Annotated in this window: 20 protein-coding genes and 1 tRNA gene; 10 read left to right on the plus strand and 11 right to left on the minus strand. The window is 67.7% G+C overall.

The features are described 5' to 3' along the window. Nucleotides 1-66 precede the first annotated feature (66 nt). The 3 genes from L2X99_RS15070 to L2X99_RS15080 are packed head-to-tail and all read right to left on the minus strand — an operon-like array spanning nucleotide 67 to nucleotide 1,992. The gene (locus tag L2X99_RS15070; protein WP_236126043.1) at nucleotides 67-927 is read right to left on the minus strand and encodes an SDR family oxidoreductase; all 861 of its coding nucleotides are present in this window, start codon (nucleotides 925-927) and stop codon (nucleotides 67-69) included. Further along, the gene (locus L2X99_RS15075; RefSeq protein ID WP_236126042.1) at nucleotides 924-1,355 is read right to left on the minus strand and encodes a MarR family winged helix-turn-helix transcriptional regulator; all 432 of its coding nucleotides are present in this window, start codon (nucleotides 1,353-1,355) and stop codon (nucleotides 924-926) included. The genes L2X99_RS15070 and L2X99_RS15075 overlap by 4 nt, the downstream gene beginning before the upstream one ends. A gap of 1 nt (nucleotide 1,356) precedes the next feature. Then, nucleotides 1,357-1,992, minus strand: coding sequence for an NAD(P)-dependent oxidoreductase (locus L2X99_RS15080; RefSeq protein WP_236135338.1), 636 nt, complete (start codon nucleotides 1,990-1,992; stop codon nucleotides 1,357-1,359). A 139-nt stretch (nucleotides 1,993-2,131) separates the two neighbouring features. Between L2X99_RS15080 and L2X99_RS15085 the strand changes: the two genes are divergently transcribed. Continuing rightward, the gene (locus L2X99_RS15085; protein ID WP_236135339.1) at nucleotides 2,132-3,073 is read left to right on the plus strand and encodes a diacylglycerol/lipid kinase family protein; all 942 of its coding nucleotides are present in this window, start codon (nucleotides 2,132-2,134) and stop codon (nucleotides 3,071-3,073) included. Nucleotides 3,074-3,115: 42 nt separating this feature from the next. Here the strand turns inward: L2X99_RS15085 and L2X99_RS15090 are convergent, their stop codons facing one another. The 5 genes from L2X99_RS15090 to L2X99_RS15110 all read right to left on the minus strand — a co-directional run bounded on the left by L2X99_RS15090 (nucleotide 3,116) and on the right by L2X99_RS15110 (nucleotide 5,771). Then, nucleotides 3,116-3,706 (minus strand): copper resistance CopC family protein, encoded by a 591-nt coding sequence (locus L2X99_RS15090; RefSeq protein WP_236126038.1) that lies wholly within the window; start codon nucleotides 3,704-3,706, stop codon nucleotides 3,116-3,118. Further along, nucleotides 3,703-4,425, minus strand: a complete 723-nt coding sequence (locus L2X99_RS15095) for a YcnI family copper-binding membrane protein (RefSeq protein ID WP_236126037.1) — start codon at nucleotides 4,423-4,425, stop codon at nucleotides 3,703-3,705. Before L2X99_RS15095 ends, L2X99_RS15090 begins: the two co-directional genes overlap by 4 nt. Before the next feature lie 67 nt (nucleotides 4,426-4,492). Next, nucleotides 4,493-5,074, minus strand: coding sequence for a hypothetical protein (locus L2X99_RS15100; RefSeq protein WP_236126036.1), 582 nt, complete (start codon nucleotides 5,072-5,074; stop codon nucleotides 4,493-4,495). Nucleotides 5,075-5,262: 188 nt separating this feature from the next. After that, nucleotides 5,263-5,481 carry a hypothetical protein gene (locus L2X99_RS15105; protein WP_236126035.1) on the minus strand — a complete coding sequence of 73 codons (219 nt, stop codon included), beginning with the start codon at nucleotides 5,479-5,481 and terminating at the stop codon, nucleotides 5,263-5,265. A gap of 216 nt (nucleotides 5,482-5,697) precedes the next feature. Then, nucleotides 5,698-5,771: transfer RNA gene (locus L2X99_RS15110), tRNA-Gly, on the minus strand. A 278-nt stretch (nucleotides 5,772-6,049) separates the two neighbouring features. Here L2X99_RS15110 and L2X99_RS15115 point away from each other — a divergent pair. The 5 genes from L2X99_RS15115 (at nucleotide 6,050) to dcd (ending at nucleotide 10,702) form a co-directional block, all read left to right on the plus strand. Further along, complete coding sequence (locus L2X99_RS15115; RefSeq protein WP_236126034.1) at nucleotides 6,050-6,961, plus strand: ABC transporter ATP-binding protein; 912 nt, start codon at nucleotides 6,050-6,052, stop codon at nucleotides 6,959-6,961. After that, nucleotides 6,958-7,773, plus strand: coding sequence for an ABC transporter permease subunit (locus L2X99_RS15120; protein ID WP_236126033.1), 816 nt, complete (start codon nucleotides 6,958-6,960; stop codon nucleotides 7,771-7,773). The genes L2X99_RS15115 and L2X99_RS15120 overlap by 4 nt, the downstream gene beginning before the upstream one ends. Nucleotides 7,774-7,813: 40 nt before the next feature. Next, the gene (locus L2X99_RS15125; RefSeq protein WP_236126032.1) at nucleotides 7,814-9,151 is read left to right on the plus strand and encodes a sensor histidine kinase; all 1,338 of its coding nucleotides are present in this window, start codon (nucleotides 7,814-7,816) and stop codon (nucleotides 9,149-9,151) included. Further along, nucleotides 9,148-9,801 (plus strand): response regulator transcription factor, encoded by a 654-nt coding sequence (locus L2X99_RS15130; RefSeq protein ID WP_236126031.1) that lies wholly within the window; start codon nucleotides 9,148-9,150, stop codon nucleotides 9,799-9,801. Before L2X99_RS15125 ends, L2X99_RS15130 begins: the two co-directional genes overlap by 4 nt. A gap of 295 nt (nucleotides 9,802-10,096) precedes the next feature. Continuing rightward, a complete protein-coding gene (gene dcd, locus L2X99_RS15135) occupies nucleotides 10,097-10,702 on the plus strand; it encodes a dCTP deaminase (RefSeq protein ID WP_236126030.1) in 606 nt (201 codons plus the stop codon). 276 nt (nucleotides 10,703-10,978) lie between these two features. Here the strand turns inward: dcd and L2X99_RS15140 are convergent, their stop codons facing one another. Then, nucleotides 10,979-11,590, minus strand: a complete 612-nt coding sequence (locus tag L2X99_RS15140) for a MarR family winged helix-turn-helix transcriptional regulator (RefSeq protein ID WP_236126029.1) — start codon at nucleotides 11,588-11,590, stop codon at nucleotides 10,979-10,981. Between the two features lie 87 nt (nucleotides 11,591-11,677). Here L2X99_RS15140 and L2X99_RS15145 point away from each other — a divergent pair, with 87 nt between their 5' ends. Both L2X99_RS15145 and L2X99_RS15150 read left to right on the plus strand, forming a co-directional pair. Next, entirely contained in the window at nucleotides 11,678-12,220 is a 543-nt protein-coding gene (locus L2X99_RS15145; protein ID WP_236126028.1) for a MarR family winged helix-turn-helix transcriptional regulator, read from the plus strand. A gap of 136 nt (nucleotides 12,221-12,356) precedes the next feature. Then, nucleotides 12,357-13,580, plus strand: a complete 1,224-nt coding sequence (locus L2X99_RS15150) for an MFS transporter (RefSeq protein WP_236135340.1) — start codon at nucleotides 12,357-12,359, stop codon at nucleotides 13,578-13,580. A 43-nt stretch (nucleotides 13,581-13,623) separates the two neighbouring features. Here L2X99_RS15150 and L2X99_RS15155 read toward each other — a convergent pair whose 3' ends face one another. Further along, the gene (locus L2X99_RS15155) at nucleotides 13,624-14,529 is read right to left on the minus strand and encodes an AraC family transcriptional regulator (RefSeq protein WP_236126026.1); all 906 of its coding nucleotides are present in this window, start codon (nucleotides 14,527-14,529) and stop codon (nucleotides 13,624-13,626) included. Nucleotides 14,530-14,661: 132 nt separating this feature from the next. On the opposite strand from L2X99_RS15155, the gene L2X99_RS15160 reads away from it, so the two are divergent. Continuing rightward, nucleotides 14,662-15,789, plus strand: coding sequence for an acyltransferase family protein (locus L2X99_RS15160; RefSeq protein WP_236135341.1), 1,128 nt, complete (start codon nucleotides 14,662-14,664; stop codon nucleotides 15,787-15,789). A gap of 27 nt (nucleotides 15,790-15,816) precedes the next feature. On the opposite strand, the gene L2X99_RS15165 is transcribed toward L2X99_RS15160, so the two are convergent. Next, nucleotides 15,817-17,184: a bifunctional cytidylyltransferase/SDR family oxidoreductase gene (locus L2X99_RS15165; RefSeq protein ID WP_236135342.1), complete on the minus strand. Its 1,368-nt coding sequence runs from the start codon at nucleotides 17,182-17,184 to the stop codon at nucleotides 15,817-15,819. A gap of 121 nt (nucleotides 17,185-17,305) precedes the next feature. Between L2X99_RS15165 and L2X99_RS15170 the strand changes: the two genes are divergently transcribed. Continuing rightward, nucleotides 17,306-19,042 carry a glycosyltransferase family A protein gene (locus tag L2X99_RS15170; RefSeq protein WP_236135343.1) on the plus strand — a complete coding sequence of 579 codons (1,737 nt, stop codon included), beginning with the start codon at nucleotides 17,306-17,308 and terminating at the stop codon, nucleotides 19,040-19,042. Nucleotides 19,043-19,052: the final 10 nt, after the last annotated feature.

The following is a 19,052-nucleotide window of genomic DNA, read 5'->3' on the forward strand; positions in this document are numbered from 1 at the left end:
GAAATTTGCGCTCAGGATAAGGGTGGTGAGTCCTGCGACCGGAACCGCCTCGCGGCACGGTGACGGTCAGCTCGGGCCGCGCCAGACCTGCTGCTCGCGTTCCGCGAATGCCCGGAATGTCGTCGCGGGCCGGCCGGTGAGCCTGCGGACCATGCGGTTGGGCAGGGCGGAGATGTTCATGCGCACGACCCGGTAGATCATCTTCTGCACGGCGATGTAGTCCTCGGGCCACCCCTCCTCCTCCAGTCGTGCGAGATACTCGCGTTCGCTGGGCCGGGCGTAGCGGATGGTGCGTCCGAGCACATCGCTGAGGATGCGGGCGACACCGCGGTACGAGAGCGACTGCTCCCCGCTGAGCGTGTATGCCCGGCGCAGGTGGCCGGGTTCCGTGAACACGGCTGCCGCGACCGCGCCGATGTCTCGTGCGTCGATGAATGCGGTGAAGGCCCGCCCTGCGGGGAGGAAGATCTCGTCGTGGTCCCGGATCCCGTCACGGTAGGTGGTGGACAGGTTCTGCATGAAGAAGTTCGGACGCAGGAACGTGTACGGCGCATCCCGCTGCTGCAAGTAGGCCTCGACCGCGTGGTGCGGCGTGCTCTTGTTGTGCTGCACACCCTGCAGCGACAGGAAGACGATCTGCCGGATGCCGCGGTCGAGCGCCTCGTCGATGAGCGGGAACAGGTACCGCTGCACGTCCTCGACCGGCGGCGGCCGCATGAGGAACAGGCGGTCGCATCCCTCCAGCGCGGCCCCCAGTGCAGGGCGATCCCATCCGAACTCGAACTCACGGATCTCCACGTCGGCAGGGAACCGTGCAGCAGAAGGGTCCCGGACGGCGGCGACGACCTGCTCGCCGCGTTCGAGCAGAGTCTCGACGACGGCGGATCCGACGATGCCGGTGGCGCCGGTGACGAACACAGCGCTCATGTGCGCATCCTCCCCTTGGCCAGCAGGCCGGCGAGCCGGCGCAGCTCGGCGGCATCGAGCCCGTCGAAGCGAGACGACAGACGCGCGACTTGGTCGCGTTCGAACGCACCCACCTGGGCCTGAGCCGTCGCCGTGAGCCGGATGATCCGCACCCGACCATCCTCTTCCGTGGTCACGGATTCGACCAGCTCGAGGTCGCGCAGCGGACCGAGCAACTGGGTCACCGCCCCCGGCGTCACGCCCAGGGCGTCAGCGAGATGCCCGGCGGTGACGGCGGCGTCCGAGTGGGCGAGGATGAACATCGCATCGAGCTGGCGTCGCGACAGCCGATGCTCGCCGAACGGCCGTGCACCGACGGTGGCGAGCTCACGGCCTATCCCCGCGACCTCGAGCAGGACGGCGGCGATGAGGTCGGAACGGGCGCTCACGTCAGTCGCTCACGAACGGCAGCTGCCGGATGAAGGTGCGATCCTCGACCTGGGTGAGGATGAAGTCGGCCAGGTCGTCGCGGCTGATCGCGGTGCTCGCGTTCACTCCCACCCAGCCGACTCGGTAGGCACCCTTGCCGGGGTTCTCGGTCAGCCGACGGACCCGGACCACGGTCCAGTCCAGCCCCGACTCCTCCAGGACGCGCAGGTGCTGCTCCGCGTCTGCCAGGACATGCCCTGACAGCGTCTTCAGCAGAAACCGGATCACCCGGTCCGCAGTCTTCGGTCGGTCGTGACCGGCGGCGCGCAGGCCGCCGCCGGAGAGCGTGACGATGCGCCGCACCCCCTGCGCCTTCATGGCATCGACGATCAACCGCGTCCCGTCGGCCTGCAGAGTGGGCGAAGAGCCCTTCACCTGACCGAAGAGCGACAGCACCGCATCCGACCCCGCCACTGTCTGTTCCACCGCTGCCGGGTCCAGCACATCGCCGGTCACGACGGTGAGGCGGTCCGAGGACACCTCCAGCTTGCCGGGGTCGCGGACCAGCGCCCGCACCGAGAAGCCGGCTTCCAGTGCGCGAACGAGGACACGGCGGCCGGTCTTGCCGGTCGCTCCGAACAGGGCGATGGTCGTCATGCCAATAGTTTAGTAGCTAAACGAGTGTGGGCGATACCGGTCGTTGCCATCCGCCGGACAGTCGAGAACGAGCGCGCTACACTCGCTGACGGAATCTTGAGGATATCGGGGCGGACAACTCGAGAAAGGGGCTGGCACAGTGAGCGATGCGCATGCGGGGATCGTCTGGAATCCCTCCAAGACCACCGAGAGCGAGCTCCGGGCGGCGCTCGAGGCCACCCACGCCGGAGAGGTCAGCTGGTTCGAGACCAGCGAGGACGACCCGGGACGGGATGCCACGCAGAGGGCGCTCGACGCGGGCGTCGACCTGATCCTCGCCGCCGGCGGCGACGGGACGATCCGAGCGGTCGCCGAGCATCTCGCCGAGACGCAGGCGGAGACAGACCTGGGCATCATCCCGCTCGGCACCGGGAACCTCCTCGCCCGCAATCTCGGAGTCCCCCTGAACGACCTGACGGCGGCGTTCACCCGAGCGTTCGAGGGAACAGCCCAGCCGGTCGACATCGGCTGGGCCGAGATCTTGCTTCCCGCCGGGGTGCAGCGGCGCGCCTTCGCGGTGATGGCCGGATTCGGCATCGATGCGCACATGATCTCCGAGACGGACGACGATCTCGAAGACAGGGCCGGCTGGCTCGCCTACGTCGAATCCCTCGGCCGGGCGGTGTCGGCCAGCGAGGTCATCGACATCCGTCTCGGCGCCGACGGTGGTCCAGCGGAGCGCGAGAAGGCCCACACGCTCATCGTCGGCAACTGCGGCACGCTGCAGGGCGGCATCACTCTGCTGCCAGACGCGGATCCGCAGGACGGACAGCTCGACCTTCTCGTGCTGCACGCGGACGGCATCGCCGGATGGATCGACACCATGCGGAACCTGGCGTGGGACAACGGGCTGAAACGGCTCCTGAAGCCGGGCGGCGAGCAGGGTCAGGCCGAGGGTAGCGACAGCACCACGCATCGCCGCCTCACGTCATTGACGATCGAGCTCGATGAGCCGCGCGTGTTCGAAGTCGACGGCGACAACCTGGGGGACACCACGCGGGTCGAGATCAGCATCCAGCCCGGCGCCGTCCGCATCCGCTAGCGGGGCCTGGGGCCGCCACCGCAGCGGTGACGGCCCGAGCATTCATTCGCCGTGATCGGTGCGGCGCGGCCTCCGCGCGAAGAGCACAGCGGCACCCGCCGTGGCGACGAGCACGACGGCGCCGATCCCCAACCCGATCCACAGCCCCGTCGGTGCTGACGACGAGCCGGCTGCGTCGGACGAGTCGGCGGACGCCGGCGCCTTCGGGCCGCACTGCGGATCGGCCGAACCCTTCGCAGCCGCAACATTCCCGTCAGGGGCGAACGTGAAGGTGAAGGTGCCGGCCACGGGATGGCCGTCGGAGGACACCACCCGCCAGAGCACTTCGTAGTCGCCCTCAGGGCCCGCCTGCACCGGCGTGGACACGACGGAGCCGTTCAGGGCGGGGCATCCGGTCTCGTAGTACCTGCCGTCCGGTCCCTTGACCTGGATGACGTCGGCGCCCTCGCCACCGATCGGGTCGGCGCTGAAGGTCAGATCGACCTTCGTCAGGGTCGTGACAGTCGAACCCGTGGCGGGGTCGGAGTCGACGAGCGAGTCGTGCGCGGACGCGGCCGTCGCACCGACCGGGACGGCGATGAGTCCGAGCAGGATCCCGACGACGGCCCAGGCGGTGCGTCGGCGGGCGGTCACCGCTTCGCCTTCCGCGTGCGACCGACCGCGAACGCGCCCAGCAGCACGCCGGCCACGGCGAGCACCAGTGCGGAGATGCTCAGGCCGAGAGGCAGTCCGTCGCCGGTGGCGGGGGAGGCGGCATCGGCCGGCGTCACCGTCGCATCATCCGTGGCGTGATGATCGCTCGAGGGAGGTGCGTCGTTGATCCAGAGGACGGGCGCGGGTTCGAGCGTGTCGTCCTTCTCCATCTCCTCGGGCGTCGCCTTCCACTCCACGACCTTGCCGTCGCTGTAGGTCTGCGTCGCGGGCATGACCACGTGCCCCGTGTCGGGCACCGGGCCCAGTGCGACGACGAAGGCCTGGAACTGGCCGGGGGCGATACCGTCGCCGGTGGCGGTGAAGGTGATGGTGGTCGGCGCCTCGGTGATGGTGTTCCCCGAGACCTCCACCGGCTCGGGGAGCTTCTCCTCGGTGACCTGACCGGTCCAGCCCGGGGTGGGCTGGTAGCTGACCGACGTGAACGGGGTGTCGGTGGGAAGGTGCACGACGACCTTGGTCGTGCTGGCCGTGTCGGATTCGGTCGGTACGCGGAAGGTGGCGTAGGTCCACCCTCCGGCCTCGGCCTGGTCGGGGTTGACGGTGACGTGCGCGGATGCCGCGAACGGAACGCCGAGCGCGAGAACGGCGCCGGCGGCGATGCCCGCGAAGGCGCGGGTGAGCAGGGTGGTCTTGGGCATGAGTCAGCTTTCTGTGCGCGCGCAGAAACGCTCTGCGCGCAGAGGGTGTGAGAGAAGTGGTGGGATGTCACGCCGTGACCGGCGGACCCCTTCTCGACACTGCACAGGTCAGGTGCACAGAAGATGCGACGAACACCCGCCCGAGGACGACACGGAGACGGACAGCGATCCGCGGAGCGCTCCACGACAGCAGACGAGTCACGAGCGACCAGCCGGTCAGCTCGAGCAGCATCCGGATCGCGCGCTCACCGTGCCCGATCGCGAGGATCGTGACGATGGCGGCGAACACGTGCGCCAGCCACATCGCCGGGTCGGAGTGCGTCGTCTGCGCCGTCTGCGTCGTCTGCGCGGCCGCGGCGGAAGTGGTGAGCACGGTGATCTGCCCGTGCGCGTGTCCACCCGCGCCGCTCACGAACGCCGCGCCGCCGGAGCTCTCTCCGACGCCGATCATCAGCATTCCGTGCAGCACGAACTGGCTGAGACCCACTGCCACCGACAACCGGAACCAGGACAGGGCCTTGCCGGCCAGCAGCACGCAGAGCGGCATCGCGAATGCGAGCGCCAGCACGACGCCGAGCAGCGGCGCGGGTTGTCCGTGCGCGACGGAGTGCGGCACCGCGGCGGCGAAGATCGCCACAGACGCGGCCACGCATCCGCGTACGCCGCGGGCAGCCCTCGATTCGAGCACCGTCCGAATCTACCAACGAATCGTCCGGAGGGACCTGGACGTACCGCGCTATCTGCGTCTTGCGGACATGGTGACGACGATGAATCCGATCAGCATCGCGCCGGCGTCCACCTCGGCCGGCTGGTCTGCCCGCTCTGGACTCGTCATGGTCACCTCCCGAGCTTCTTGGCCTGCTTCATGGCTGAGCGGGCGGCCTCGTCTGCGCGTTTGAGTGCCTTCTTGCGCGCCTTCTTCACCTTGGGGTCGTTCCACACGGCGTCGATGCTCGCCCTGATCTCGCGGTATCGGCTGCGACCGGCCTTCGCGCCGTAGAAGTACGCCACCATCGCGATCACGGCGACGCTGAACCAGAAGAAGTACTTTCGCATTTCGCTCTCTTTCCTCGAGAAGGAGGTCCTTGCCATCGATCCCGCACGGAACCCGCGGGGATGAAGGTGATGCCTGAACGATCATGCTGTGCCCAGATTCTGACGCCAGGTCATTGACAAATGCAGGGGGCTGTCAGTACGCGTTCCGGAACACGCAGGCGGTCTCAGGGCCTTCGACGGAGGGATGAGCGTCTCATCTGGATTGAGAACTCACAGTGGAGGGGCTGACGGGAATCGAACCCGCGCTGTCTGCTTGGGAAGCAGAAGTTCTGCCATTGAACTACAGCCCCGAGATGGTGCCTGGCCAGCATAACAAACCGCGGGGGTGGGGCGTTTCGTCTCGCTGGCGCTCGCTCAACGATCCGGGAGGGCTGGCGCTCGCTCAACGATCCGGGAGGGCTGGCGCTCGCTCAACGACCCGGGATGACTGGCGCTCGCTCAACGACCTGGGATGACTGGCGCTCGCTCAACGACCGGGTGGGAGTGGCACCCCGGTACCACTCCCACCCCGCAGGATCATCCAGCAGACGGACGCGCCGGCCACAGCATCCCCCGTAGCGTCGGAGGCATGATCACAGCAGAAGGCCTCGGCAAGAGGTTCGGAGACAAGAAGGCCGTCGACGACGTGTCGTTCACCGTGCGGCCCGGGATGGTCACCGGGTTCCTCGGGCCGAACGGCGCCGGCAAGTCGACCACGATGCGCATGATCGTCGGTCTCGACCGTCCGACCGAGGGCCGGGTCACCGTCGCCGGGCAGGAGTACCGCCGGCTGCCCGCGCCGCTCACCGAGGTGGGCGTGCTGCTCGACGCCAAGGCCGTGCACACCGGCCGCACCGCGCGCAACCACCTGCGCGCGATGGCTGCGACCCACGGCATCCCGTCGTCCCGGGTCGACGAGGTCATCGACCTCGCCGGCATCGGATCGGTCGCGAACAAGCGCGCCGGCAAGTTCTCGCTCGGCATGGGCCAGCGCCTCGGCATCGCCGCCGCGCTGCTCGGCGACCCGCACACCCTCATCCTCGACGAGCCGGTCAACGGCCTCGACCCCGAGGGCGTGCGCTGGGTGCGGCAGTTCGTACGGCACGCGGCATCCGAGGGACGCACCGTGCTGCTCTCCAGCCACCTCATGAGCGAGATGGCGCAGACCGCCGACCACGTCATCGTGCTCGGCCGCGGCAAGGTGCTGGCGGATGCTCCGCTCGATGACCTCGTGCGCGCCTGGACGAGCACGACGGTGCGCGTGCGCACCCCGCGCGCCGCCGACCTCGCCGCCCTGCTGGGCGGCCCCGACACCGAGATCGTCAGCACCGGACCCGAGACCTTCGACGTTGTCGGCGTCCCCGCGTCCCGCATCGGCGACCTCGCCGCCGAGCGCGGCATCCCGCTGCACGAACTCACCCCGACCTCGGGATCGCTCGAAGAGGCCTACATGGCCCTCACCGGCGACGCGGTCGAGTACAAGAGCAAGGAGATCGCATGAGCGTCCAGACCGCGCCGGCACGGCGCACGCACACCGAGTCGCCGTACCGGCTCTCGTTCGGTCGCGCCCTGCGCAGCGAGTGGATCAAGCTCGCCACGGTCCGCTCCACCTGGTGGTCGATCGCGATCACTGCGGCGCTGACCATCGGCATCGCCGTGCTGATCGCCGCCTCGGTTCCCGAGGACAGCGGCTTCCCGGGCATCCAGGCCGTCGTCTCGCCGATCCAGTTCACGATGCTGCTCGCCGGCATCCTCGGTGCGATCGCCGTGACCGGTGAGTACTCCACGGGCATGATCCGCTCGACGCTCACCGCGAACCCGGTGCGCGGCAGTGTTCTCGCCGCGAAGGCGACCGTGCTGGCCGTGTTCATGTTCGTCGCCTCGCTGGTGATCTTCGCGGTCTCGGCGGCGGTCGTGTCGCCGATCCTCGCGGGCAAGGACCTCGCGATCGACTGGTCCGACGTCGAGGGCTCGATCCTCCCCGTGCTCGTCGCCTCGGTGACCATGGCCGTGTTCGCCCTCATCGGCGTCGCCTTCGGATTCATCATCCGCAACGGCGCCGGCGCGATCGCCGCGACCGTCGGCCTGCTGTTCGTGCTGCCGGTCGTGACGAGCATGTTCGGCATGGCGGGCGAGGCCTGGCGCTGGATTCAGGACGCCGCGTACTATCTGCCCGCCTCCGCCGCGCAGAACGTGATCCTGCCGCAGGACGACTGGGGCCTCACCTGGCAGGTCGCGTCACTGACGCTGGCCGCGTGGGTCGTCGCCGGCATGCTGGGCGCCTGGGCGGTGCTGCGCAACCGCGACGCCTGATCCCTGCGAAGAGCCTGATGCACCGAGCAGAATGGGCAGCGTGACCTCCGACAGCCGCAGTTCGTCCGCCCGTGAGGGCGATGAGCTGCGGCTGCCGCGTCCGCCCGGTGTGATCCGGAGGTTCTGGGCGCGGCATCCGCTGTTCGCCGACATCCTCATCGCGCTGAGCTGCCTGCTGCTCGGGCTCGTTCCGGGCGCCAGTCTGGACGCATCCGTCGGCGCTGCGGTGCGGATCGGCACGCTGGCGATGCCCTTCACCGTGATCGTCGCCTGTCTGCTGCTGCTTCGGCGGCGGCAGTGGCCGGTGGTCGCGTTCGTGGCATCCATGGTCGCGGCGGTCTCGTACCTGTTCGCCGCAAATCCCGCCGGCGGGCCGCTGCTGCTCGTCACCAGCTACACCCTCGCCGTGTACCGGTCGGTCCGCGCCTGTTGGACGGCTCTCGGCATCGGGATCGGCGGCCTCGCCGTCATCGGCGTCTCGCTGTCGCTCACCGGCACGATCACCTGGAGCGCGTCGATCAACGCCATCCTCGGCGAGCTGGTCCTCGGGCTGATCGGCGCTCTCATCGGAGTGAACGTCGGCAACCGCAAGCGCTACATGGAGGCGGTGCTCGCCCGGTCGCGCCAGCTGCTGGTCGAGCGCGATCAGCACGCGCAGCTCGCCGCCGCAGCGGAGCGGGAGCGCATCGCCCGCGAGATGCACGACATCGTGTCGCACTCGCTGACGGTCGTGGTCGCGCTGTCGGAGGGGGCGGCGGCGACCGGCGACCCGGATCGGGCGCGGGATGCCTCGCTCGCGGCCGCCGACACGGCCCGCAGCGCCCTGTCCGAGATGCGCTCTATGCTCGGCGTGCTGCGCGCCGGCGATGCTCCGCTCGAACCGGCTGCTCCGATCGATCCGGCGGAGCCCGTCGCCGCCGCCCGGCGCGCGGGCTTCACGGTGTCGCTCATCACCACGGGCGCGCCCGAACTGCCGCCGACGGTGTCCTTCGCGGTCGGCCGCATCGTGCAGGAGGGACTCACCAACGCCATGCGGCACGCGCCGAAGGCGACGGCGATCGATGTGCGCATCGACTACGCCGATCCGCTCGTGGTCGAGATCGTCAACGACGGCGCCACGACGGCGACGGATGATCCGGGCTTCGGCCTGCGCGGACTCGCCGAGCGCGCCGCGCACCTGGGCGGTTCGTTCCGCTCCGGCGCCGTCGGCGGGGGACGATGGATGCTGCGCGCCGAACTGCCGCACCCTTCGACAGGCTCAGACCGTTCGACGGGCTCAGGGGCCCAGGCGGGCTCTGACCCTTCGACAGGCTCAGGGGCCCGAGAACCTGGGTCGCTGAGCCTGTCGAAGCGCCCCCACGACCCGGAGACCACATGACCGAACCCATCCGCGTGCTGCTCGTCGACGACCAGCAGCTCATCCGCGTCGGCTTCCGCATGGTGCTCGAGGCGGAGGGCGACATCCAGGTCGTCGGCGAAGCCGGCGACGGCGCCGCGGCGGTGCGCCAGGCCGGCCTGCTCGCGCCCGACGTCGTCCTGATGGACGTGCGGATGCCGGGCATGGACGGCATCGCCGCCACGGAGAGCATCGTGCAGGAGCATCCCGGCATCCGGGTACTGGTGCTGACCACCTTCGATCTGGACGAGTACGCGTTCGGCGCGATCCGCGCCGGTGCGAGCGGCTTCCTGCTCAAGGACGCTCAGCGGCACGAGCTCGTCGCCGCCGTGCGCGCGGTGCACCGCGGCGATGCCGTGCTGGCGCCTCGGGCGACGCGCGCCTTCCTGAACCAGCTGTCCGCCCAGCCGGCCGTGGCGGCATCCGGCCCCGACCCGACCGCTGAGCTGACCGAGCGCGAGCGGGAGGTGTTCCTCGCGATCGCGGAGGGGCTGACCAACAGCGAGATCGCGGAGCGGTTCTTCCTCAGCGAATCGACCGTGAAGACGCACGTGGGCCGGGTGCTCGCGAAGCTCGATGCGCGTGACCGCATCCAGGCCGTGATCATCGCGCACCGGCTGGGGCTCGTCTGAACCTCACCGGCGGGCCGGGCGCGTTTCGCCTCAGTCGCAGGCTCCCTCGCTCAACGACCCGGGAAGAGTGACCCCCTCGGTCGTTGAGCGAGCGGAGCGAGACGAAACGCGCCCCCTCGGTCGTTGAGCGAGCGGAGCGAGACGAAACGCGCCCCCTCGGTCGTTGAGCGAGCGGAGCGAGACGAAACGCGTCGGCTGACCTGGGGGCGTTTCGTCACTTCGACTCGCTCCGCTCGCTCAGTACGGCGCTCGCTCCTTCGTCGCTCGCTCAACGACCGCCCGGTACGCTGAACTCGTGCTTCTCAGCGATCGCGACATCAGGGCAGAACTGGCATCCGGCCGCGTCGGACTCGATCCGCTGGATCTCGGGATGGTGCAGCCGTCGAGCGTTGACGTGCGGCTGGATCGCTACTTCCGGCTGTTCGACAACCACAAGTACCCGTTCATCGATCCGGCCGAGGACCAGCCCGAGCTGACCCGCCTGATCGAGGTCGACCCGGATGAGCCGTTCGTGCTGCATCCGGGTGAGTTCGCGCTCGGCGCGACGTTCGAGCAGGTCACACTGCCCGACGACATCGCCGCGCGACTGGAGGGCAAGTCGTCGCTCGGCCGGCTCGGCCTCATCACGCATTCGACGGCGGGATTCATCGATCCCGGATTCACCGGGCATGTGACGCTCGAGCTGGCGAACGTGGCCACGCTGCCGATCAAGCTGTGGCCGGGCATGAAGATCGGCCAGCTGTGCTTCTTCCGGCTGAGCTCGGCGGCCGAGAACCCGTACGGATCCGGTGCGTACGGCAACCACTACCAGGGGCAGCGCGGGCCGACGGCATCCCGCTCGTTCCAGAACTTCCACCGCACGGATGTCGGCGTGACCGATGCGGGCGCGACCGGCAACTGACGCGCGGGCGGCTGAGCCGGTGGGCGCGCCGGCGTTGTCGCGGTTCGGGGTGTGTCGGGGATGGGTTTCGTTGGTGCGTGACCAGGGTGGCCGTGAAAGGCATCCCTGAGGCGTCGGCCCCCAGCGTCGCCGGGGGCGCAGTGTCGGTCGGGGATGGGTTTCGGCGGTTCGCGGCCCAGGAGCCCGTGAAAGCCATCCCTGAGGCGCGGAATGCAGACGCGAAGAGGGCCTCGATCACACGGTGATCGAGGCCCTCTCGTCTGAGCTCGTCACAGCTCAGTGGGTGTGGATGTGGATGTGCTGCGCCTGCGGGGCGTGCCCGTGGCGGCGGCCGTGACCGCGGCACTCGTCCTGCATCCGGTCGGCCTGCGGGAAGCCGGGGCCCCAGTGGCCGTGTCCGCGGTGGCCACCCTCGGCGGCGCGGCGCTCGAAGTGACCGTGGCCGCGACCGTGCGGGCCGAAGCGGTGCTCACCGCGACCGCGACCGCGGTGGCGACGGGGGAGCGGCTTGCCCTCCTCGTAGCCGAAGGCGCGGGCGACGTTCCCGAGAGACGCCGTCATGACGGCGTAGTCCTCGGGGGTCACGACCTCGGCGACCTGCGCGCGGATGCCGTCGACGACGGCGCCCAGGCGCTCCTTGGCGACGCGGCCGGAGTCGGTGAGCTGCCAGGAGCCCTCGGTGCGGGTGACCCAGCCGCGCTCGGCGAGCCGGCAGATCTTCGGGGTGTGCTGGTCGCCGCCGTCGGCGACGACGTTCAGCAGTCGCCAGTCGCGACGCGTGATGCCCTCGTTCTCGAAGGCCGTGGCGAACCGGTCTGCCATCAGGCGGTCGATCGCGGTGATCCAGAAGCCGAAGGGGTGGGAGCTGTTGTTCTCAGAGCTGTTCATGGGAAGTCCTTTACTTGTCATGTTGCATGTATATGCAGTATGACATGCAATATCGATCCATGTCAAGCCACATGTAAAATCGGATGCATGACCAGCCCGCAGCGGGATCCCGCAGACCTCATCGCCGACGCCCTCTCGAGGCTGCGTGGTCGGGGGCCGTCGCGGGCGCACGATGGCCACGGCCGCGAGGGGCACGGTGGTCCGCACGGTCATGGCGGCGGTATGCACGGGCATCCGGGTCCGCACGGAGGCGGCCCGTGGGGCCGGCACGGCGGTTGGGGCGGCCCGGGGATGCGCGACTTCCCGGCGCGGCTGCGGATGCTGGAGGCGCTCGCCGCGGCATCCGCCCCGCTCGGCGTGAGCGACCTGGCGGAGGCGATCGGCGTCGACCAGCCTCGCGCTTCGCGGCTGGTGCAGCAGGGTGTCGAGAACGGGTGGGTGCGGCGCGAGGCCGACCCGGACGACGCGCGTCGCACCCGGATCGTGCTGACGGATGACGGCAGGCGCATGCTCGGCGGCGTGCGCGGGCAGCGCCGCGACCGGCTCGACAGGGCGCTCACCGCACTGAGCGAGGACGAGCGCACCGAGCTCGCGCGTCTGCTGGGGAAGCTCGCCGACAACTGGGAGTGAGGGTTCGGCTCGCGGACGTGCGCTCTCGACCGCGCGAACAGTCTCGTCGTCGGCCGAGGTGACCTCCCGGACGATCGGTCGGATGCTCCGGACACACGGTCGGGCGCGCCCGCGCACCGGGCGGGATGCTGGATCAATGACCACGACCGCACCTCTTCCCGTGACGACCGCCCCCGCTCCGCCGCGCCTGCGCTACGGCGCGCTGCTGACGATGACCGCGATGAGCTTCCTGCTCGTCACGGCCGAGTTCCTCCCGGGCGGCGTGCTCACCGAGATCGCGCGCGATGTCGGTGTGACCACCGGGCAGGCCGGCCTGATGGTCGCCGTCACGGCACTGGCGGGGCTCGTCGTCGCCCCGACGGTCGGCCTGATGTTCCCCCGGCTCGACCGCCGCTCGCTGCTGGTGTGGATGGCGATCGCCGCCACAGTGTCGAACGCGATCGTCGCCATTGCGCCGAACCTGCCGCTGCTGCTGGCCGGACGCGTGCTGCTCGGCGGGGCGCTCTCGGCCTTCTGGGCGATGTCGATCACCGTGGCCTCGAAGATCGGCGGCCCTGACCGGCTGGGAAAGGCGGTGATGTTCACCACCGCTGGAGGGTCGCTCGCGACCGTCGCCGGCGTGCCGGTCGGCGTGATGCTCAGCGAAGTCGTCGGCTGGCAGGGAGTCTTCGGCCTCGCTGCGGTGGCCACCGCGCTGCTCGCGGTCGCACTGCGGGTGCTGCTGCCGCAGGTGCCGTCCGAGGGCTCGGCGTCGCTCCGACCCCTGGTCGGCACGCTGCGCCTCCCGGGCATCGGGCTCGGTTTCGTCGGGCACATGCTCGTCGTGCTGGGTCACTTCCTCGCATACACCTACATCCGCGTCGCGCTGGAGAGGGTGCAGGATGGCGGGCATCCGATCGATGCCGGACTGATCATCGCCCTCCTGGCGGCCTTCGGCATCGGCGGCCTGGCGGGCAACTTCCTGATCGGGCTGATCGTGGACCGGGCGTACGCGGTGCTGGCGGTGGTCACCCCGGTCGTGGTCGCCGCGAGTGCGATCGTGCTGATCGCGGCATCCGGTTCGCCGGTGCTCGTCGGCGTCGCGTCGTTCGTGTGGGGCTTCTTCTTCGCGTCCTGGCTGCTGATCGTGAACACCTGGGTCGGCAAGCGGATGCCGGATCGGCTGGAGGCCGGCGGCAGCATCTCGGTGGTCGGGTTCCAGGCCGCCATCATGATCGCCGCGGCGATCGGCGGGATGCTCGTGGACGGGCTGGGGATCGTGCCGGTGTACGTCGTGGGGGCGGCGAGCCTGGTGGTCGGCGCCGTGCTGTTCGGGCTGTCGGACCGGGCGGCGGCGCGGGCGGTGATCAGGGTTTGCTGACAGGTGAGGGCTCATCCGGATGATTCCGGAGGAGCCCTCTGCGTCAGGCCGTCACGAGCTGATGCTGCGCGCGCCAGGCGGAGGGCGTCGTTCCGACGTGGCGGCGGAATGCGCGGCTGAATCCCTCGTCCGAGGCGTAGCCGAGCTCACGCGACACAGCGCTCACGCCGAGGCCGCGTGCGAGCAGGTCCTGGGCGGAGCGCATCCGCACCGTGGTGACGTATCCGGCGGGGGAGACGCCGTAGACGAGGCGGAACCGCTCCGCGAAGACCGACCGTGACATCGCGCCGACGGCGGCCAGCGCCTCGACGGTCCAGTCCCGGCCGGGTTCGGCGTTGATCGCGTCGACGACGCGGCCGAGGAAGGGATCGGATGCCGCGGCCGGCCACCCCTCCGGGGCGCAGCCGCCGGCGGCCCAGGCGCGGATCACCGACGCGAGCACGGTCTTGGCCATCATCCGGCAGATCACTCCGTCGCCGGCGCGCTTGGTGCAGTCGTCGGGGGAGCCGGCGTCGAGGCCCATCACCTGCGCGAGCGCGGCTGCCGCCGGTTCGATGGTCGCGAAATCGGTGATCCAGGCGAGGTCGGGCAGCAGGGCGGAGATGTACGCGGCCTCGTCTGCGAGTGCGAGCTCCGAGAGCAGCACGGATGCCGCGCCCTGGGCGACCAGGGCGGTGGACGGGCGTCCGCTCACGAGCAGCACGTCGCCGGCGGTGAGGCGCCGGACGGACTGTCCTGCGCTGCGGATCTGCAGGTTGCCCGAGAGCACGTACGCGAACGAGAGCGCAGCCGGGTCGACGACCAGGGTCGCATCGTCGATGAGCCGGTGGCGGCGCTGGTTGCGGATGCTCACGTCGACGGCGTCGAGCAGAGTCGCGAGCGCGTCGCCTCGGTCATGGTCGGCCGAGTCGTCGTGCGGGCGCGGCGGCGTCATCGCGATCAGGCTCATGAAGGGACGAACCGCGGGGGTGGGGTGGGTATTCCGGGGAGGTCACGCTCGGTCTCAACCGGTAGGATGTCGCGGTGCGCCTACAGGGGTCGGCACGACGGAGAGGACTCGATGGTCAGTGCAGTAACCCCCATGAAGCCGCGTCTCGCGTATCTGGATGCGCTCCGGCTGGTGGCAGCGCTAATGGTCGTCTTCTACCATTACATTGGTCGCAACCACTCCCACTGGGGTGCTGATGTCGAAGTGCTGTTCCCCTTCGTCTCGAAGTTCACCTCGTGGGGCGCGCTCGGAGTTCAACTCTTCTTCCTGATCAGCGGGTTCGTAATTCTCATGTCGGCAGAAGGACGGACCCTCGGTGCTTTTGTGGCGTCGCGCGTGTCACGACTGTATCCGGCGTATTGGTTTGCCGTGTTGTCGACCGCGGCGATGATGACTTGGATCGCACGCCCCGGAGAGTTCCGGGACGTTTCGATTCAAGAAGTGCTGATCAACTTGACGATGATGCAGAGCGGCTTCGGAGTCAGGTCGATTGACGGCGTCTATTGGACTCTGTGGGTCGAACTCCTCTTCTACATCATGATCGGGTGTCTGGTCCTGATCGGGATCACAGAGCGCCGGGTGCTCGCCATCGCGTTGCTGTGGCCGCTGATCGGCGCCATCGCGCAGAACTCCGACGCAACCTTTCTGACCGCAATACTGTCGCCGCAGTACGCGCCTTTCTTCTCCGCCGGAATGGTGCTGTACCTCATCTACAGCCGCGGACACAACGTGCTCCGATGGCTGGTTTTTACATACGCGTCCCTCGTCGCGGTGTTTCAAGCATCGACCTACTGGGTTGCAGGAGCGATGAGTCGTGACACCGAACGAAACCTGTCACCAGCCTTCGGCGCGGTCGTCGTGGTACTCATGATCGGTGTCGTGATTCTCGTGACGCTAACGCCGTTGTCGCATCGTGGTCCTAGATGGCTGGTGACAGCTGGTGCATTGACGTATCCGCTCTACCTGATCCACGAGAACTGGGGTTGGTGGATGATCGGCTGGCTTGATCCGCTGTTCGGTAAGTGGGCAACGGTCGCGGTCGTGGTCTTGACGATGCTTGTTGCGGCGTTCGTCATCGAACGGCTCATCGAACGGCCATTGCGCAAGGTGCTTTCAAGTGGGATCAAGTCGTCGTTCGAACAGATGCTGACTGGCCGTGCGAGTACCGGGTTAGGCCGGCAACCGGAGGTGTCAGTCGGGCCCTCAGGAGCTTCATCGTGACGCAGTAGCGGCGTTGGCAGGCCGAGGCTACTGCGTCCCGGCTGAGGCTTCCTCGACCCGCACGGCGACGATCTGCCCGGTTAGGTCGCTGTCCAGTACCTTCAGGCTCACTTCGGCGACCTGCCGGGGGTCCAACAGGCTGCTTATAGGCTCTTCACCAAACGCATTCGTTCGCATCGGGGTGCGGGTGCGCTGCGGATTGATGCAGTTGATACGCACGCCGTCCTCCGCCCATTCCTCGGCGAGCGACTGAGTCAGATTGACCACCGCTGCCTTGCTGGCGGAGTAGATGCCGTAGTTCGCGCGGCCTCGAGTATGCGAACTCGAGGTGAACAGCAGAACTTGGCCGCCGGTCTCCTTGAGGTACTTGTGAGCGGCGCGAGACACAATCACGGGCGCGAGAAAGTTGGTCTCGATACTGGACTCGATGTGTTTGACTTTCGTCTCAGTCAATGGGCCCATCCGCAGCACCCCAGCTGTCATCACCACCGCATCAATTCGCCCGAACGTGTCGTGTACTTCTTTGAGTGCCTTCTTCACCTGTGTGCGGGACCGCACGTTTGTCCCAGTCGTTGTTCGACTGAATTCGCGCACCTCCGCGCCCGCCTCCGCTGCCAGGTCAGCGATGCTCTGGCCGATCCCGTAGCTGCCGCCGAACACGACCACGACCTTACCGACGAGGTCGGGCAAGGCGGCATCTGCGGTAAGACTCGCGGTCTGCAACTGGAACAACTTGTCAGCGATGTGTACGTCGATCGGCTCGGTGACCTTCATGTTCTCGGCCGTGCCCTCCACGACATAGATAGGTGTCTCAGGCAGATACGTGAACACGACGCCGCAGTCGTCCGTCGCATGGAAGGTCTTGTCTTGGTTGGCGATTGCGTATGCCCGACGGATCGTGCCTAGACGGAAGGCCTGGGGGGTCTGCCCGCGGCGCAGCGCAGCTCGGTTCGGAATCCCCGTGATGTGCGATGCCGCGTCAACTTGGATGATCGTGTCGGCAGAGGGGATGGCGGTGTCGACGGCTTCATAGTGGTCGAGCGCCTCGACGCATTCCTCAAGGATGCGATCGTTGACAAACGGCCGCACTGCATCGTGGAAAAGCACCTTCGTTTCCGGATCATCCCCCAGCACCGCCAGCGCAACCTGCGTAGAGTCGTTGCGCGTCTCTCCTCCGGGAATGATGCGGGTGAGCTTTGGGAAGCGCTCCGGGTCCTTCAACGACTCCAGCTGTTCGATCGCCCCCGCGTTCATCACGATGATGATCTCGTCGATCGCCTGACTGCCGTTCATCACGTCGAGCGTGTGTTCGACGATCGCCTTACCTGCGATCTTGATGAGTTGCTTCGGGATACCGAGTCCGACGCGCACGCCTATGCCACCCGCCAGGATCACGGCAACGACTCGGGGCCGGGGGCTCATCGCGGACTACCCTGGGAGAATCGGCGCATCCCTCAATCGTAGTTGTCCATCCCGGAGGCTGCCGAAGCTAGGAGGACCGGTGGGGAATCCCGGAATGTCATTGGTGATCCCGATCTTCAACATGAAGACCTATCTGCCGGCTCTGCTCGAGTCACTCACTTCGCAGGCGACGGTGCCTTGTGCTGTTGAGATCATCTTCGTAGACGACGGAAGTACAGACGGCGGTGATGTGCTCGTGTCGAAGTGGATGGATGACGCCCGCTTCTCCTGCCGGCTTATACGCCAGAGCAACGGCGGCGTGAGCAGAGCGCGAAACGTCGGTCTTGCCGCTGCAGTTGGCGAATGGGTAACGTTTCCGGACTCTGACGATGTGCTGGACGGTCACTATCTTGAGCGTTCGTGGAGATTCCTGCAGTCGAAGTCTGGGCGGTGCTCCACAATCGTGGCGTCACGAGTTCTGCGTCTCAACGACCCGAACGGCAGCGTCACCGACGATCATCCGCTTCGGTTTCGATTTGAGAATGGCGGAAGGGTTCTGGACATGCTACGGTGCCCGGACTACTTTCAACTCCACGCGGCGTCGACCTTCTTCCGCAGACAGGATCTGCTCCTCACAGGTGCTCGGTTCCCAGAAGGCATATCGGCGTCCGAAGACGCGATGTTCATCGTAGAGCATCTGCTGGCGTCTCCGAATGCGCGCTTGGGCGTCAATCCTGGCGCCGTCTACCTCTACCGTCGGCGCGCGGGTGATTCTACGATCACGCGTTACATCGAGAAGCCCGCTATGGCCTACCAAGAACGGTTTGAGCAGTATGCGCGCATCCTTGAGCAAGCGTCGAGCGGGGGAGCGGTGCCTGCGTGGCTGCAATCGATCCTGCTCTATGAATTGCACTGGGCGCTCGCTCCGTGGCAGCGCGTCGGCGCTCGTCGCTCCGTCGTCAGCCCTCAACTTGGTCAGCGTATTCTCGATTCGATCGCCGCTTGCGCTCGATTCTTGGAGCCCGATGTGGTGATGGCCTACGACGCAACAGCACTCTCCATGGAGATTCGGCTGGTTCTCCTCGCACTCGGTGGGGCACCGCCACCGAGTTGGGTTCCTGATCATCTCGACTGCGTGGACGTGGAGGCGGGACGAAGCCGGTGGCGGAGATGGCGTCTGGCGACGGGAAACGCAACGGCGCTCCCCAACGGAGGACCACAAATCGATTGGGTGCGGCCGATCACCTACTTTGCCGAGACGCCGTTGATTGAGGTCTACGAGTGGCGTGCGGAACTGCGACACGGGCGAATCGGGGATCGTGCGGTATGGGCGGACAAAGCACGGCGCGCGCACATTGGTCAACGGGCCTTCGCGCTACCGTCCCGAACCGCTGATATGAGGGTCAGGCGGGTTCGATGGACTGGAGCCCGACTGCCTGTCCGTGCTCTGTGGTCTTTCGCAATAGAGGTTCTTCGCCGTAGCGCCATTGGCAGGAATCAATCGCGTGCCCTGCTTGCCCGAATAAAGGTGGCGGGAACGCAGAGGAAGAACGGAGGCACTGTGACGATTGTGGGTGGTGATCAGGCTGCCTCAACGATGACGCAGGTGAGTCCGAGGAACATGGATGATTTGTCCATCCGAGCAAGGCTTCTTCGGGCAGAGCAACTCGTTTCGAACGATCCTGTCGCGTCGATGGCCGTGCTGAGACGCACGTTGCCTCGGGTCGACCAGTGGAACCTCATCATCCTCGTTGATCGAGTTCTGGTGCACGATGATTGTCTCGCCCTCGCGGAGACGAGCGCACGTCAGGTCAGCCTTGCGGGGAGTCCGCCTAACGCGGTGTCAGGATGATGCCGATGTA

Origin of the sequence: Microbacterium sp. KUDC0406 (genome assembly GCF_021582875.1) — a bacterium.
In the GTDB taxonomy this organism is placed as follows: Bacteria; Actinomycetota; Actinomycetes; order Actinomycetales; family Microbacteriaceae; genus Microbacterium.

Coding starts and splice junctions, on each gene's coding strand:
- L2X99_RS15070 (WP_236126043.1), bottom strand. CDS start 927: ATGAGCGCTGTGTTCGTCACCGGCGCCACCGGCATCGTCGGATCCGCC.
- L2X99_RS15080 (WP_236135338.1), bottom strand. CDS start 1,992: ATGACGACCATCGCCCTGTTCGGAGCGACCGGCAAGACCGGCCGCCGT.
- L2X99_RS15095 (WP_236126037.1), bottom strand. CDS start 4,425: ATGCCCAAGACCACCCTGCTCACCCGCGCCTTCGCGGGCATCGCCGCC.
- L2X99_RS15105 (WP_236126035.1), bottom strand. CDS start 5,481: ATGCGAAAGTACTTCTTCTGGTTCAGCGTCGCCGTGATCGCGATGGTG.
- L2X99_RS15115 (WP_236126034.1), top strand. CDS start 6,050: ATGATCACAGCAGAAGGCCTCGGCAAGAGGTTCGGAGACAAGAAGGCC.
- L2X99_RS15120 (WP_236126033.1), top strand. CDS start 6,958: ATGAGCGTCCAGACCGCGCCGGCACGGCGCACGCACACCGAGTCGCCG.
- L2X99_RS15130 (WP_236126031.1), top strand. CDS start 9,148: ATGACCGAACCCATCCGCGTGCTGCTCGTCGACGACCAGCAGCTCATC.
- L2X99_RS15140 (WP_236126029.1), bottom strand. CDS start 11,590: ATGAACAGCTCTGAGAACAACAGCTCCCACCCCTTCGGCTTCTGGATC.
- L2X99_RS15145 (WP_236126028.1), top strand. CDS start 11,678: ATGACCAGCCCGCAGCGGGATCCCGCAGACCTCATCGCCGACGCCCTC.
- L2X99_RS15150 (WP_236135340.1), top strand. CDS start 12,357: ATGACCACGACCGCACCTCTTCCCGTGACGACCGCCCCCGCTCCGCCG.
- L2X99_RS15155 (WP_236126026.1), bottom strand. CDS start 14,529: ATGAGCCTGATCGCGATGACGCCGCCGCGCCCGCACGACGACTCGGCC.
- L2X99_RS15160 (WP_236135341.1), top strand. CDS start 14,662: ATGAAGCCGCGTCTCGCGTATCTGGATGCGCTCCGGCTGGTGGCAGCG.
- L2X99_RS15170 (WP_236135343.1), top strand. CDS start 17,306: ATGTCATTGGTGATCCCGATCTTCAACATGAAGACCTATCTGCCGGCT.